Below are 15,639 nucleotides of genomic sequence, written 5' to 3' on the forward strand. Positions count from 1 at the left end.
TCAGCCCCCGCTCTTGCGGGGGAGCGCCTTCAGATCCTGCAGCGCCGGACCCTCGATGCGGGTGCCGTCGGCGGCGAACCGCGAGGCGTGCAGCGGGCAGTCCCAGGTGCACTCGGCGTCGTTCCAGTCGAGCACGCCGCCGAGGTGCGGGCACACCGCAGAGACCGCGCGCGTGACTCCGCCGACCGTCGAGATGCCGACCGGGTGTCCGCTGCGGTTGGCGACCACGCCCTCGCCCTCCGCCGGCTTCGGAACCGGCACGGGGTTGCGCTCGGCCTCGACCCATCCGCTCGTCGCGGCGGCCGCGACCTTCGCTCCTTCGGCGGCTCCTCTGGCGAGATCGGCCGGCACTGTCAGTCTCGTGCCGAGCTTGACCATCCACGACGGCCGATCGTGCCAGTTGGCGCCGAGGATCTCGGCCGTCAGGCGCAGAGCAGCGGCCGGCGCGTTCGACAGGCCCCACTTGGCGTATCCGGTCGCGAAGCGGATGCTGCCGAGCCCCCGCGGCATCGCACCCACGAACGGGATCTGGTTGTGCGACTCGTAGTCCTGCGCCGACCAGCGGTGCGTCTCTTCGGCATCCGGAAAGTACTGTCTCGTCCAGTCGATCAGATCGTCGACCGCGGCGGCCTCGCTGTCGGAGCGCCCGACCGGATGCCCGTTGCCGCCGACGATGAGCTGCGCCGTGCCGCCGGGGCCGTCGGCGGGAGAGACCGGACGGATCGACCGGCTGGGGGAGTCGAGCGAGATGAAGGTCGACTCCGGGACGTCACCTGCGACGCGGAACGAGACGCAGTACGACCGGAAGGCGCGCATCTTCGCGAAGTACAGCCCGCGGTCGAGGATCGGATATCCCGTCGCGATCACGATGTGCTCGGCGAACATGGGTCCGACCGGGGTCTCGACGCGCGGCTCGGGAAGCACGTGGGTGGCGGTCACCCGGACTCCCGTGTGCAACGTGCCGCCGGTCGCGAGCAGCTCGTCCGCGAGCGCCTGCGCCACGAGCGCAGGGTCGATGGTCACCTGGTCGTCGAGGGCGACCGCGCTGACGACGGGGAATGCCGCCTCCGAGAGCTCTGCGCGCGTGAGCATCCTGGTCGCGAGGCCCGCTTCGCGGGCCGCCTCGTGCACCTCGCGCACCGAGTCGACGCCGTTCGGATCCTGCGCATAGGAGTGGTCCGTGCGCCGCTCGTAGCTGACTCCCGCGTGGTCGGCGAAGCCGACCAGCCAGTCCATGCCCTCGCGGTTGGCCTCGACGTACGCCTGCACGAGAGAGGCGGAGTGGTGCCTGCGGATCTCGGCGAGCCGCTTGCCCTGCATCAGTGTGAGCTTGCCGGTGTTGCCGCCGGTCGCGAGCTCGGCGACCTCGCCCGCCTCGATCACCGCCACGTCGAGCCCCGCGCGCGTGAGCATGACGGCGGTGGTGAGGCCGGTGAGGCCCGCCCCGACGATGATCACGTCGTGCCGTGCGCCGGGGTCGAACGGTGTGCCGATGGGCGGAGTCCGGTCGAGTTTCCACAGTGGCTTCATGACCGCAGTCTTCGCCTCCGAACGCGTGACACCCACCGGGTTGACAATCGACGGATGCGTTGCAACGTCGCGGCTAGAGTTGTCGCGTGACTTTCCGCAGCCTCCTCCTCGTCTTCGCGGGAGGCGGCATCGGCACGGCGGCGCGGCTCGCGGTCGGACTCGGGATGCCCGACGCCGGCGGCTTGCCGATCGGCACCCTCGCGGTCAACGTGCTCGGGTCGCTGCTGATCGGGATCCTCGCCGCGCGGCTGCCCCGGACCACGGGGCTGCGGGTGTTTCTCGGCACCGGTGTGCTGGGCGGTTTCACGACCTACAGCGCCTTCATGACGGGTGCGGTCGGGCTGTGGTCTGCCGCTCCGCTGGTCGCGTTCGCCTATGCCGCCGGGAGTCTCGTGCTGGGCCTCGCTGCCGCGGCGTGGGGATTGCGGCTCGGGCGGCCGCGTCCGTCCGCTGCCCGAGTCGGGGGCGACTCGTGACGCCGCTGCTCTTCATCGGCGCTGCGCTCGCCGGAGGTGTGGGGGCCGTGCTGCGCTACATCGTCGACCTCGGTGTCGCGAAGGTCGCCGGCCGACGCTATCCGTGGGGCATCCTCGTGGTGAATCTCAGCGGATCGTTCGCGCTCGGTCTCGTGACCACCGCGCTGCCCGACGGCGCGTTCCTGCTCGGCGCCGGTCTGCTCGGCGGCTACACGACGTTCAGCACCGCGATGCTCGACACGGTCGCGCTCTGGCGCGACGGCGAACGCCGGGCATCCGCGTTCAACGCCGTCGGGATGCTGGCGCTCGGGCTCCTCGCCGCCGGCCTCGGGCTGGCGCTCGGTTCGCTGCTCTGACCCGCTGGCCGGCCGGCACCCGCGCCGGCCTCGGCCGGTGGTCTGAATCAATGCTTGCGCCCCGCGACCGCTCGGGCTAGTCTCCTTGCTAATCGTTTAACTGCTAATCGTTTAACACGCGAGATCCCGACGCAGCGACGATCCCCTGCACCGTCGAAGGAGACACCGATGCCCCGCACTTCCCGCCGCGCCCTCGGCGCCCTCGCTGCCTCTGCGGCAGCTGTCCTCGCGCTCAGCGCCTGCTCGTCGTCGACCGGGGGTGAGAGCTCATCCGGCGGCGACGTCACCCTCAGCTACGCCATCTGGGACGAGAACCAGAAGCCCGCCATGGAGGACATCGCCGCGGCGTTCGAGAAGGAGAACCCGAACGTCACGATCGACATCCAGGTGACGCCGTACAAGGAGTACTTCACCAAGCTGCAGACCGCGGCGACCGGTGGATCCGCGGCCGATGTGTTCTGGATGAACGGCCCGAACTTCCAGCTCTACGCCTCGAACGGCCAGCTCGCGCCGCTCGACGACGCGGGGGTGGATGCCGCCGACTACCCTCAGGGGCTCATCGACCTCTACACCTTCGACGGAAAGCTCTATGGTGCGCCCAAGGACTTCGACACCGTCGCGCTCTGGTACAACAAGGAGCTCTTCGACGCGGCCGGCGTCGAGTACCCGACCGCAGACTGGACCTGGGACGACTTCACTGCGGCGGCCGCCGCGCTGACCGACCCTGCCACGGGGCAGTTCGGTGTCGCCGCCAGCCAGTACGGGCAGGAGAACTTCTACAACTCGATCGCCCAGGCAGGCGGAGAGGTCATCTCGGCAGACGGGACCGAGAGCGGCTACGGCTCGCCGGAGGCGCTCGCCGGCATCGAGCTGTGGACCGACCTGATCGGGGCCGGCTCGTCGCCGACAGCCCAGCAGATGACCGACACCAATCCAGAGGACTTCTTCCTCTCGGGCAAGGTCGCGATGTTCCAGAACGGCTCGTGGGCCGCCATCGCCTACGGAGACAACGCCGACATCGCCGACAAGGTCGACGTCGCGCCGCTGCCCGAGGGGCCGGAGGGCAACCAGAGCGTGATCCACGGCGTGGGCAACGTCGCCAACGCGAAGAGCCCGCACGTGGCCGAGGCCACCGCGTTCGCGGCCTTCGCGAGCGGCGAGGAGGCCGCCGAGATCCAGGCCGAGACCGGCACGGTGATCCCCGCTTTCAACGGCACCCAGCAGGGGTGGGTCGACGCGCTGCCGCAGTACGACCTGCAGGTCTACATCGATGCGCTCGACACCGCGGTGCCCTACCCGGTCTCGAAGAACACGTCGGCGTGGACCAGCATCGAGAGCGAGGTCCTCTCGCAGGTGTGGTCGGGCGCCGTCGCTCCTGAAGAGGGGCTGAAGGATCTCGCCGAGCAGATGCAGGCCGCGCTGGATGCCGAGCAGGAGTAAACGGACATGACCGCCGTCGCGTCACCCACGCGCGCGCAGGCAGAGCGGATGCCGGAGGCCTCGAGCCCCGGCATCCGCCGCCGGCGACGCAATCCCGGTGCCTCCCCGTGGTGGGCTCTGGTCTTCCTCGGACCGACCGCACTCGGCATCGCCGTCTTCTACCTGTGGCCGACGGTGCGCACGCTCATCATCTCGTTCACGAAGTCCGGCCCCTTCGGCGGGGCCGAGTGGGTGGGGATCGAGAACTACGCCCGCCTGTTCCAGGACCCTGAGCTGATCGGCGCCCTGCGCAACACCGCGCTCTACACGGTCATCGCCCTCATCGGCATCCCGCTGGCCGTCGGCATCGCCGCTCTGCTCAACACCGCAGGGCTCAAGGGGCGCAGCGCCTACCGCACGCTCTACTTCATCCCGGTGGTGACGATGCCCGCGGCGATCGCGCTCGTGTGGCGCATGATCTACAACGGCGACTACGGCGTGCTCAACGCGGCACTCGGCTCGGTCGGCATCGAGGGACGCAGCTGGCTCACCGACCCGAACACCGCCCTCGTCGCCATCGCTGTCGTCGGCATCTGGGCGGGTCTCGGCACCAACATCGTCATCTTCCTCGCCGGGCTGCAGGGCATCCCCGACACGATCATGGAGGCGGCCGACCTCGACGGTGCCGGCCCCGTGCGCAAGTTCTTCTCGATCACGATCCCCCTGCTGTCCCCATCGATCTTCTTCGTCAGCGTCATCAGCGTGATCGGCGCTCTGCAGGTGTTCGACCTCATCTACATGATGCTCGGCCGCAGCAACCCGGCCATGCCCAACACCCGCACGGTCGTGTACCTGTTCTACGAAGCGGGGTTCCTCGACAACGACCGGGGGTATGCCGCCGCCATCGCCTTCCTGCTGCTCGTGATCATCCTGGTGCTCACGGTCGTGCAGTTCCGTCTGCAGAAGAAGTGGGTGCACTATGAGTGAGGTCTCGCTCGACACTCGCGCCATCATCGGCGCCCCGACCGGCCGTTCGACAGGTCGTCCGGGCAAGCCCCGTAACCGGGCGATCTGGATCGTGCACGTGGCGCTGCTCGCCGGCGCGATCCTGATGGTCTTCCCGTTCATCTGGCAGCTGCTGACCTCGTTCAAGACGCTGTCCGACTCGGTGCAGGTGCCGCCGAGCCTGCTCCCGCGCGAGTGGGTGTTCACCAACTTCGCCGAGGTCTTCGAATCGATGCCCTTCGGGCAGATGTTCCTGAACTCGGTGCTGCTCACCGTGGGGCGCACGGTCGGTCAGGTCGTGCTGTGCACGATGGCCGGCTATGCGTTCGCCCGCATCCCGTTCCCCGGCCGCAACGCGCTGTTCGTGGTCTTCCTGTCGGTGCTCATGGTTCCGTCGCAGCTGTATCTGCTTCCGCAGTACGAGATCATCCAGTCGCTGGGCTGGCTGAACACCCTGCAGGCGCTGATCGTGCCCGGCATCTTCAGTGCTTTCGGCACGTTCCTGATGCGTCAGTTCTTCATGTCGATGCCCGCCGAACTCGAGGAGGCGGCACGCATCGACGGAGCGAATCCGTGGCAGACCTTCTGGCGGATCATGGTTCCGCTCGCGAAGCCTGGCATCATCGCTCTCGTGGTGTTCACTGTGCTGTGGTCGTGGAACGATCTGCTCTGGCCGTTGATCGTGACGACCGACCCCGCCAAGATGCCGCTGTCGGTCGGGCTCTCGCAGCTCGTCGGCATCCACGGCACCGACTACCCGGTGCTCATGGCTGGAGCGCTGCTCGCGACCCTGCCGATGCTGGTCACCTTCATGATCCTGCAGCGGCAGTTCATCCAGGGCATCGCCTTCAGCGGATCGAAGGGCTGACCGATGGCAGAGCGCAGGCAGCAGTCGACGACCTCGCGGCGACCGACTCTCAGGATGGTCGCAGAGCGCGCCGGTGTCTCGACGGCGACGGTGTCGTACGTGTTCTCCGGGCGCTCGGGTGCGGCGTCGGGGGCCGGCGTCGCCGAGGCCACAGCGGCGAAGGTGCTCGCCGCCGCCGAGGAGCTCAACTACCGGCCCAACATCGCGGCGCGGACGATCCGCACCGGCCGCAGCGGCATGGTGCAGCTGTCGCTGCACATGCTCAGCGACCCGTGGTCGCTCGCGGTGGCTGACGCCGTGAACGTCGAGGCGAACAGGCACGGCCTCACGACGCTCATCCTCGCCGACGGCGACTGGCATGCGGCTCTCGACCGGGTCGAGAGCGACGTCGCCTATCTCGACGGCGTCGGCATCGACGAGGATGCCGAGCGCAAGCTCGCCGACCTCGTGCAGCGCGGACAGCGGCTCGTCGTGTTCTCGGAGCACCTCGAACCGGCGGGTTTCGACGTGGTGCGCTCGGACGCGATCCCGGGGTGCGAGCTCGCGATGGAGCACCTGCTCGAGCGCCACACGGCGATCGGGTGCCTGGCCGCCGAGGGCGCGGTGCGCCTCGCCCCGACGCAGGTCACCCGATACACGCCGTACCTCGAGAAGATGGCTGGCGCGGGACTCGACGTCGATCCGGACTGGACGGTCACCTACACCGAGGGGCAGGCCAGCGCGTTCGCCGCGGCCGTGGAGCTGCTGTCGAAGGACGACCGGCCCTCTGCGATCTACGCGACCACCGACTTCGCGGCCATCGCGGCGATCAACGCGGCGCACATGCTCGGGCTCCGAGTGCCGCACGACGTCGCCGTGATCGGCGTCGGCAACACCCCCGATGCGCAGCTCATCGCCCCCACTCTGACCACGGTCGGCCCGACCGACTTCTACGACAGACAGGCGCGCATCATCATCGATCGCGCGCTCGCCGCAGACGATTCGGCCGGCACGCTGCACGAGTTCGCCTGGTCGCTGTTCCCCGGGGCGTCGACTGACCTCGACGTCCCCACCTCACACTCGCGCTGACGCTGCCGTCTGCGCGCACATCTCTACTCTCAGAAGGACCACCGTGGATCTCACCATCGGAATCATCGGCTTCGGCGCGCGCGCCACACTGCGCGAGGAGGTGCACCGCCCCGGTCAGGGATCGCGAATCACCGCGGTCTGCGACCCGTCGGAGCGCGCCCGCGACGACGCGCGCCGCCTGCTTCCGGATGCTCTCGTCACCGACTCGCTCGACGAGCTGCTCGCCTCCGGCATCGACGCCGTCATGGTGCTGACACCCGATGACACGCACGCGGCGCTCAGCATCCGCGCCCTCGAAGCGGGCGTCGCGGTGTTCTGCGAGAAGCCCCTCGCGATCGACCTCGCCGACGCCGACGCCATGCTCGAGACGGCCCGCCGCACCGGCAGTCGCCTCTACATCGGACACAACATGCGGCACATGCCGGTGATCACGCTGATGCGCGGCCTCATCCAGGACGGGCGGATCGGCGACGTCAAGGCCGTCTGGGTGCGGCACTTCGTCGGGCACGGCGGCGACTACTACTTCAAGGACTGGCATGCCGATCGTCGCCGCACGACGGGGCTGCTGCTGCAGAAGGGGGCGCACGACATCGACATCATCCACTGGCTCGCCGGCGCCTACACCCAGCAGGTCGCGGCGATGGGCGAGCTCAGCGTCTACGGCGACATCACCGACCGCCGCGATCGCACCGGTGAGCGGATGCCCGACTGGTTCAGCGTCGACAACTGGCCGCCCACGTCGCTCACGGGGCTGAACCCCGTGATCGACGTCGAGGACATCTCGATGGTCAACATGCGCCTGTCCGGCGGCATCCTCGCCTCGTACCAGCAGTGCCATTTCGCGCCAGACTACTGGCGCAACTACACGGTGATCGGCACCGAGGGTCGCATCGAGAACGTCGGCGACACCGCGGGCAGCGAGGTCAGACTGTGGAACCGCCGTCACCGCGGCGCCGCAGACGCCGACGAGACGTTCATCGTCCCCGAGGCGGCGGATGCCGGACACGACGGCGCCGACGGGCTGCTGGTGGCGGAGTTCCTGCGATTCGTGCGCGACGGAGGGCTCACGGAGACCTCGCCGGTGGCCGCACGCGAGGCGGTGGCGGCCGGAATCCTCGCCACCGAGTCGCTGCGTGGAGACGGGTCGGCGATCACGGTCCCCCAGCTGGACGAGGACCTCGTCGCCTACTTCGAGCGCGGGCAGGTCGAATAGCCGGCGGCGTCCGCACAGGCGAGTCCCCAGGGCGAACCCCCAGGTTCGGAATGCAGAATGTACAAACGTACATGTACGCCCGTACAGGGGTGATCGCGCAGGGGGTCTGGGATGAGCGATGGCATACGCCGCCGCCGTGATCCTGAAGCGCGCCGTCGCGAGATCGTCACCGCGGCCGCCGAGCTGATCGTCGAGATCGGCGTCGACGCGCTCACCCATCGCAAGGTCGCCGCGCGGGCCGGGGTCCCACTCGGCTCGACGACCCAGTACTTCGCCACCCTCGACGATCTGCGCGAGGCGGCGATCGGGGCGCTGGCCGCCGAGATCGAGGCGCGCATCGACGCGACTCGGCAGGCCGTGGTCATCGAGGGAGTGACGCCCGCAGGGCTCGCACGCCTGGTGCGCCGAGGGCTCGATGACGCACGCGCGGTGCAGGCCGACCGCGCCGTCGTCACCGCCGCCGTGCACGACCCGCGCGTCCGCCAGTTCGCCCGACTCTGGTCCGACGAGATCGTGGGCTTCATCGCCCCCGTTCACGGAGTCGACAGGGCCAGGGCCGCAGCCGTCTTCATCGACGGCGTACTCTGGCACTCTCAGATCCACGACGAGCCGCTCGACGAAGAGCTCATCCGCGACGCCCTCGCCGGGATCCTCACTCCTCAGGCGTCCACCCCCGCATCCACCGCCGCAGCATCCGCCTGATCAGCAGAGAGAGAATCCGCCTTGTCGAACCTCGCCGTCCTGAGCCTCAAGAACCGCGCACTGATCGCGTTGATCACGATCGTCGCCGCCGTGTTCGGCGGGCTCGCTCTGACGAACCTCAAGCAGGAGCTCATCCCGTCGCTCGAGCTGCCCAACCTGATGGTCATGACGACCTACCCCGGGGCCTCGCCCGAGGTCGTCGAGAACGACGTCTCGACGCCCATCGAGTCGGCGATCCAGGGTGTTCCGGGCCTCGAGGGCACCACTGCCACGAGCACGACGAACGCCTCGATCGTGCAGGCGACGTTCGCCTACGGAACGAACCTCGCGACGGCCGAGCAGAAGATCCAGCAGGCGATCAACCGCATCTCGGGTCAGCTGCCCGAAGACGTGAGCCCGCAGGTGCTGACGGTGTCGATCGATGACTTCCCCGTGATCCAGGTCGCGGTGACCGGATTCGAGGATGCCGAGAACGCGCAGGCGGAGCTGCAGAGCGTCGCGATCCCCGAGCTCGAAGACGTCGACGGCGTCAACGCCGCGGAGATCATCGGCGGCGTCGGCCAGCGCATCACGATCACGCCCGACGTCGCGAAGCTCGCGGCAGTCGGTCAGAGCACGCAGGCCATCACCACGGCGCTGCAGCAGAACGGCACGCTGTTCCCCGGCGGCGACATCACCGAGAACGGTCAGACGCTCACCGTGCAGACCGGTGCGAAGATCACCTCGGTCGAGGAGCTCGCTGCGCTGCCGCTCGTCGGCACGTCCGAGACGATCGGCGACGTCGCCACCGTCGTGCAGGAGACCGACCCGATCTCGTCGATCTCGCGCGTCGACGGCGAGGACGCACTCTCGATCTCGATCACCAAGCTGCCGGCGGCGAACACCGTCGAGGTGTCGCAGGGGGTCATCGCCGCGCTCGACACCATCGGAGAGGCGTTCCCCGACGCCGAGTTCACGATCATCTTCGACCAGGCGCCGTTCATCCAGCAGTCCATCGAGACCCTCGCCACCGAGGGCCTGCTCGGACTCGTCTTCGCGGTGATCGTCATCCTGGTGTTCCTGCTGTCGATCCGCTCGACGCTGGTGACCGCCATCTCGATCCCGACCAGTGTGCTGATCACCTTCATCGGCCTGCAGGCGTTCGGCTACTCGTTGAACATCCTCACCCTCGGCGCGCTCACGATCGCGATCGGCCGCGTGGTCGACGACTCGATCGTCGTGATCGAGAACATCAAGAGGCATTACGTCGGCGACGCCGACAAGGGAGACGCGATCCGGCTGGCCGTGCGCGAGGTGGCGATGGCCGTCACGTCGTCGACCATCACCACCGTCGCGGTGTTCCTGCCGATCGTGTTCGTCGGCGACATGGTCGGCGAGCTGTTCCGGCCGTTCGCCATGACCGTGTCGATCGCCATGGTCGCCTCGCTGCTGGTGTCGCTGACCATCGTGCCGGTGCTCGCCTACTGGTTCCTCCGCCCCGGCAAGCCGCTGCTCGACGACGACGGCGTGCAGATCGACCCGGAAGACCCTGACGCGCCGCCGACGCGGCTGCAGCGGGCCTACCGCCCGATCCTCGGGTGGACGCTGAAGCACTCAGGGCTGACCGTGATCCTCGCGGTCGTCGTGCTCGGTGCGACGCTCGCCGCCGCACCGTTGATGAAGATCAACTTCCTCAGCGACTCGGGCCAGAACACCATGACCGTCACGCAGGACCTCGGTCCGACCGCGAGCCTCGAGACCAAGTCGGAGGCGGCGATCGCCGTTGAAGACGCACTGCTCGACATCGACGGCATCACCCACGTGCAGGCCTCGATCGGCTCGAGCGGATCCGCTCTGCGCGACGCGTTCTCGGGAGGAGCCGGCGTGACCTACTCGGTGCTCACCGACGCGGATGCCGACCAGGAGAAGCTCCGAACCGATGTGCAGGATGCCATCGAAGGACTCACCGACGTCGGCGAGGTGTCTGTCGCCGCATCTGCCGGACTCGGCTCGAGCGACATCGAGATCACCGTCTCGGCATCCGACTCGGAAGACCTGCAGACCGCGACGACCGCCGTCATCGACGAGCTCGACGGACGAGAGGGCATCGGACAGGTCACCGACAACCTCGCGGCAGCATTGCCGTACCTCGCAGTGGTCGTCGACCGCGAAGCCGCAGCGCAGCGCGGGCTGTCTGAAGTGGCCGTCGGATCGATCGTGTCGAACACGATGCGCCCGCAGCAGGTCGGAACCGTCGAGATCGACGACACCGCACTGACGATCTACCTCGCAGCCTCCGAGCCGCCGGCCACCGCGCAGGCGCTGCGCGAGCTGACCATCCCCAGCGCGACCGGTGTGGTGCAGCTGCAGGACATCGCCACCGTCGAGGAGCGCAACGGCCCGACATCGATCACCACCGAGCAGGGACGCCGCACTGCGACGATCACGGTGCCCCCGGCATCCGACAACCTCGCCGTGGCGACGCAGTCGGTCACCGAGGCCCTCGCGGCCGTCGACCTGCCCGACGGCGCATCGGCCGAGGTCGGCGGAGTCGCCTCGCAGCAGGCCGACTCGTTCTCGCAGCTCGGACTCGCGATGCTCGCCGCGATCCTGATCGTCTACGTCGTGATGGTGGCCACCTTCAAGTCGCTGCGGCAGCCGCTGCTGCTGCTCGTGTCGGTGCCGTTCGCGGCGACCGGTGCGATCCTGCTGCAGATCGTAACGGGCGTGCCGCTCGGCGTCGCGTCGCTGATCGGTGTGCTGATGCTGATCGGCATCGTCGTGACGAACGCGATCGTGCTCATCGACCTCGTGAACCAGTATCGGGAGAAGGGACTGTCGACGCTCGCTGCCGTGAAGGCGGGTGGCGAGAAGCGTCTGCGGCCCATTCTCATGACGGCGCTCGCGACGATCCTCGCGCTGACCCCGATGGCGCTCGGCATCACCGGTCACGGCGGCTTCATCTCGCAGCCGCTCGCGATCGTCGTGATCGGCGGACTCCTCTCGTCGACCGTGCTCACGCTGATCGTGCTGCCGACGCTCTACAACCTGGTCGAGGGTGCGAAGGAGCGGCGTCGGGCCCGCAAGGCGGGTTCGGATGATGACGGGTCTGCGCCGTCCGGCGGCACCCAGCCGTCGGATGGACCGGTGCCCGCTGACGGTCTGGCCCTCGCGGGAGCCTCAGCCGGCGGCGCTTCCGACTCCGGACTGCCGCACGCGAACCAGCTGACGCGACGGGAGCTGCGCGAGCGCGGCGAGTAGCCGCGCCCGCCGTCCACGATTCAAGACGACTGAGCTCGATGCCCGCCGGAAGCGTCTTCCGGGCGGGCATCGGCGCTTTCCTGCTGAGTCGTGAACCGGGGTGCGGTCGAGCTCAGTCGAGCGTGATGCCCCATTCGAGGGTCCAGGTCTCACCGGGATTCAGGCGGCGCAGGCCGACTCCGCTGTTCAGCGCATCTGCCGGTGCGGTCATGGGCTCGATCGCGACGGCGAGCGACTGCCCCGGGTACTTGTTCGTCGTGTAGACCTGCACGAAGTCGAAGCCCGCACCCTGCCAGAGGGTGAGCCGACGTCCGTCGGGGGCGGTCAGCGAGTGTCGGATGAGTCCGTCGGCGTCGCGGTCGAGATCCGTGAACCCGGTGTCGAGGTCGACGTCGCCGAGCCGCACGCCGTCGCGCAGCGGGGCATCAGCGGGCCGGGTGCCCGTCGGCAGCATCCGGTCGTCGGTGGTGAACGAGGTGTGCGCCGGAACCGTCAGCACCAGGTCGTGGGGATCCACGTCGCCGATCGTGACGAACGGATGCGTTCCGAGCGCGACCGGAGCCGCGGTGGCGGAGCGGTTCGTCAGGGCGTGCGTCACGTCGATCCCGTCGGCTCGCAGCACGTAGGTGACGCTCGTCTCGACGAGGTACGGGTAGCCGGTCTGCGGGAAGATCGTCGCGCTCAGCGTGGCCCCTGATGCGGTCTCGGCGATGTCGTAGGCCGCGAAGCGCAGCAGTCCGTGGCTCGCATTCGTGAATTTCGGCTCGGTGATGGCGAGCTGCCGCTCGGTGCCCTCGTCGTTCCAGAGTCCGTCGCGGACCCGGTTCGGCCACGGAGTGAGCACCACCCCAGAGCACGAGGGTGTGGGCGAGTCGAGCGGATAGGGAGCGATCAGGTCGACGGAGCCGATGCGGAGAGAGCGGAGCGAGGCGCCGACCTGCGCGATCTGAGCGCTGACGTCGCCGAGCTGGAGGTGCACCTGTGTGCCGGTGGGGGATGCGGAGTTCACTCCGCAATCGTATGGGGACCGGCATCGGCCATGGGGCTGGGGAGTCTTTCAGGTGCGACCGCTACACTTGATGGGTCGGCTTCGGACACCCGCGCAGTGCGCGGACGTTTTTGTGTAAGAAGTGTGAGTCCAGGGGCCGATGGTGAGCGTCGCTCGACGCTAATCAACCATCACATGAATGGCCCCGGCCGCTGACAGTCCGGAAACCCCGCGTGGTCGCATCCGACCGCGCGCAGGGTACCGCGCGTGTGCGCGGCGCCGTTCTCGTGGCGAGAACTCAGAAGGACACCCCCATGCCCAAGAACAAGAAGCCCCGCGGCGGACGCCCCTCGGCCAACTTCGAGCCGCGCTACGGCGCGAACAAGACCTCGTTCCACGATCGCCACACCGGCGGCCGTGACGGCGCGCGCGACACCCGTGACGCACGCGGCGGACGTGCGGATGCCGGTGAGCGGCGCACCGCGCCCGCCGGCGCAGACCGTCGCCCCGGCAGCCGCAGCGCCAGCCACCGCGGCTACCGCCCGGCCGAAGAGGGCGGCGCACCCAAGCAGCGCTGGTCGTCGCAGGAGCGTGCGGGTCGCGATGAGTCGCGGGGCATCCGCAACCGCGCCGAGTCGGGTCGCCGTGAGGCGCCGCACAACCGCGACGATCGTCCGCGCTACAACGACCGCTCCTCCACGGGCTTCGACCGTCCGCGCCGCGATGACCGCGGCGGCCAGCGTCCGACCGGTCCCGGCACGTACCGCGATGAGCGCGGCGGCCAGCGTGACGAGCGTCCGCGCCGTGACGACCGCGGTGCCGGTGTGCAGCGCCAGGGCTTCCGCGACAACGATCACCGCGATGGCGGACGTCCGGGTCGTGACGACCGCCGTGACCAGCGTTCCGGTGGCTTCCGCGACGATCGCGGTGGCCAGCGCTTCGCCCGTGACGACCGCCCGCAGCGCGAAGACCGCGGCGCGTCCGAGCGTCCCCGCTTCAACCGCGACGACCGTCCTGCCCGTTCGGGCGACCGCACCGAGCGTCCGCGCTTCGACCGCGCAGCATCCGAGCGTCCGCGCTTCGACCGTGACGACCGTCCTCGTCGTGACGACCGTGGCGCAAGCCCGCGTCGTGATGACCGTGGCGGCGCCGAGCGCCCTGAGCGCTCCTACGACGCCGACCGCGCGCGTCGTGCCTTCGGCCGTGACCGCACTCAGCGTTCGATCGAGGGTGGCCGCGACGAGCGTTCGCGTCCCTCGACCGGTGGCGCGTACCGCACCGAGCGTCCCCGCCCGTTGACGTCGGACACCCGCGGGCGGCCGTCGCGCAACGAGCGACCCAGCCGCAACGACTGGAACGCCACATCGAGTGCGGCACCCGCCAAGAAGTTCGAGCCGACGGACGACGTCGTGCACGAGCGCCTCGAGGCGAAGTCCGTGGCGGCCGTCGAGGTCGACGGTGTGACCTTCGGCGACCTCGGTCTCGGATCCAACATCGTCGAGACCCTCGTCGGCATGGGCGCGGCGACGCCGTTCCCGATCCAGGCTGCCAGCATCCCGGCAGTGCTCAAGGGTCGCGACGTTCTCGCCCGCGGTCGCACCGGCTCGGGAAAGACCATCGCCTTCGGCGCCCCGCTCGTCGAGCGCGTGCTGCAGTCGCAGGCAGGCAAGCGTCGTGAATTCGGCCGCAAGCCCCGCGCGATCATCCTCGCTCCGACGCGCGAGCTCGCGCTGCAGATCGACGGCACCATCCAGCCGATCGCCCGCAGCGTCGGCCTCTTCACCACGCAGATCTACGGTGGTGTGCCCCAGGGCCGCCAGGTGGGTGCGCTGAAGAAGGGCGTCGACATCGTCATCGGCACGCCCGGTCGCATCGAGGACCTGATCAACCAGGGCAAGCTCGACCTCTCGGACTGCCAGATCGCCGTGCTCGACGAGGCCGACCACATGTGCGAGCTCGGATTCGTCGAGCCCGTGCAGCGCATCCTGCGTCACACGGCCGACGGCAGCCAGAAGCTCCTCTTCTCGGCCACGCTCGACCGCGAGGTCGCGGCTCTCGTCGACGAGTTCCTCGTCGACCCGGCCGTCTACGAGGTCGCCGGTGAAGACCAGGAGTCGAGCACGATCGAGCACCGCGTACTCGTGATCGAGCACCGCGACAAGGCCGAGATCCTCACCTCGCTGGTCGACCGTGCAGGCAAGACCCTGGTCTTCGCCCGCACCCGTGCCTACGCCGACATGCTCGCCGAGCAGTTCGACGACGCCGGCATCCCCGCGGTTTCGCTGCACGGTGACCTCAACCAGGCCAAGCGCACGCGCAACCTCGAGCGCCTGACGTCTGGCCGAGTGAGCGTGCTCGTCGCGACGGACGTCGCAGCCCGCGGCATCCACGTCGATGACATCGATCTGGTCGTGCAGGCCGATGCGCCCGACGAGTACAAGACGTACCTGCACCGCTCGGGCCGCACCGGCCGCGCCGGTCGCACGGGCCGCGTCGTGACGCTGATCACGCGTCAGCGCCAGCGTCGCATGACCGAGCTGCTGCAGCGCGCCGAGATCGACGCTCCGTTCGAGAACGCTCGTCTGAACGACGACCTGATCGAGGAGATCGCCGGCCGCATGCCGACCGCGTCAGACCTCACGGCCTGATCCGTCACCGTCGAAGGCCCTGTCTCCGCATCCGCGGGGGTGGGGCCTTCGTCATGTGCGGGGTGCAAGGCGCTGCGCCTCGGGAGGAAGACTGCGCCTCGGGAGGAAGACTGCGCCTCGGGAGGA

At 69.1% G+C, this 15,639-nt stretch carries 12 protein-coding genes; 10 read left to right on the forward strand and 2 right to left on the reverse strand.

Annotation, left to right across the window (positions count from 1 at the left end; genetic code table 11):
* Entirely contained in the window at positions 1 to 1,530 is a 1,530-nt protein-coding gene (locus RQG82_RS15880) for an FAD-dependent oxidoreductase (protein WP_311259959.1), read from the reverse strand.
* A gap of 86 nt (positions 1,531 to 1,616) precedes the next feature.
* Here RQG82_RS15880 and RQG82_RS15885 point away from each other — a divergent pair, with 86 nt between their 5' ends.
* The 9 genes from RQG82_RS15885 to RQG82_RS15925 all read left to right on the forward strand — a co-directional run bounded on the left by RQG82_RS15885 (position 1,617) and on the right by RQG82_RS15925 (position 11,877).
* Positions 1,617 to 2,006 carry a CrcB family protein gene (locus tag RQG82_RS15885; protein WP_311259960.1) on the forward strand — a complete coding sequence of 130 codons (390 nt, stop codon included), beginning with the start codon at positions 1,617 to 1,619 and terminating at the stop codon, positions 2,004 to 2,006.
* Positions 2,003 to 2,362: a CrcB family protein gene (locus tag RQG82_RS15890; protein WP_311259961.1), complete on the forward strand. Its 360-nt coding sequence runs from the start codon at positions 2,003 to 2,005 to the stop codon at positions 2,360 to 2,362. Before RQG82_RS15885 ends, RQG82_RS15890 begins: the two co-directional genes overlap by 4 nt.
* A 168-nt stretch (positions 2,363 to 2,530) precedes the next feature.
* Entirely contained in the window at positions 2,531 to 3,802 is a 1,272-nt protein-coding gene (locus RQG82_RS15895; protein ID WP_311259962.1) for a sugar ABC transporter substrate-binding protein, read from the forward strand.
* 6 nt (positions 3,803 to 3,808) lie between these two features.
* A complete protein-coding gene (locus tag RQG82_RS15900) occupies positions 3,809 to 4,768 on the forward strand; it encodes a sugar ABC transporter permease (RefSeq protein WP_311259963.1) in 960 nt (319 codons plus the stop codon).
* Positions 4,761 to 5,654 carry a carbohydrate ABC transporter permease gene (locus RQG82_RS15905; RefSeq protein WP_311259964.1) on the forward strand — a complete coding sequence of 298 codons (894 nt, stop codon included), beginning with the start codon at positions 4,761 to 4,763 and terminating at the stop codon, positions 5,652 to 5,654. The genes RQG82_RS15900 and RQG82_RS15905 overlap by 8 nt, the downstream gene beginning before the upstream one ends.
* A gap of 3 nt (positions 5,655 to 5,657) precedes the next feature.
* On the forward strand, positions 5,658 to 6,722 hold the full coding sequence (locus tag RQG82_RS15910) for a LacI family DNA-binding transcriptional regulator (RefSeq protein ID WP_311259965.1): 1,065 nt from the start codon (positions 5,658 to 5,660) through the stop codon (positions 6,720 to 6,722).
* A 43-nt stretch (positions 6,723 to 6,765) separates the two neighbouring features.
* Complete coding sequence (locus RQG82_RS15915; RefSeq protein WP_311259966.1) at positions 6,766 to 7,935, forward strand: Gfo/Idh/MocA family oxidoreductase; 1,170 nt, start codon at positions 6,766 to 6,768, stop codon at positions 7,933 to 7,935.
* A 111-nt stretch (positions 7,936 to 8,046) separates the two neighbouring features.
* Complete coding sequence (locus RQG82_RS15920; protein WP_311259967.1) at positions 8,047 to 8,637, forward strand: TetR family transcriptional regulator; 591 nt, start codon at positions 8,047 to 8,049, stop codon at positions 8,635 to 8,637.
* 21 nt (positions 8,638 to 8,658) lie between these two features.
* A complete protein-coding gene (locus tag RQG82_RS15925; RefSeq protein WP_311259968.1) occupies positions 8,659 to 11,877 on the forward strand; it encodes an efflux RND transporter permease subunit in 3,219 nt (1,072 codons plus the stop codon).
* A gap of 112 nt (positions 11,878 to 11,989) precedes the next feature.
* Here RQG82_RS15925 and RQG82_RS15930 read toward each other — a convergent pair whose 3' ends face one another.
* Positions 11,990 to 12,886, reverse strand: a complete 897-nt coding sequence (locus tag RQG82_RS15930; protein ID WP_311259969.1) for an aldose 1-epimerase family protein — start codon at positions 12,884 to 12,886, stop codon at positions 11,990 to 11,992.
* 293 nt (positions 12,887 to 13,179) lie between these two features.
* Between RQG82_RS15930 and RQG82_RS15935 the strand changes: the two genes are divergently transcribed.
* On the forward strand, positions 13,180 to 15,513 hold the full coding sequence (locus RQG82_RS15935; RefSeq protein ID WP_311259970.1) for a DEAD/DEAH box helicase: 2,334 nt from the start codon (positions 13,180 to 13,182) through the stop codon (positions 15,511 to 15,513).
* The last annotated feature ends 126 nt before the right edge of the window (positions 15,514 to 15,639 follow it).

The sequence above is a fragment of the Microbacterium sp. WCS2018Hpa-9 genome, from assembly GCF_031843745.1.
GTDB lineage: Bacteria > Actinomycetota > Actinomycetes > Actinomycetales > Microbacteriaceae > Microbacterium.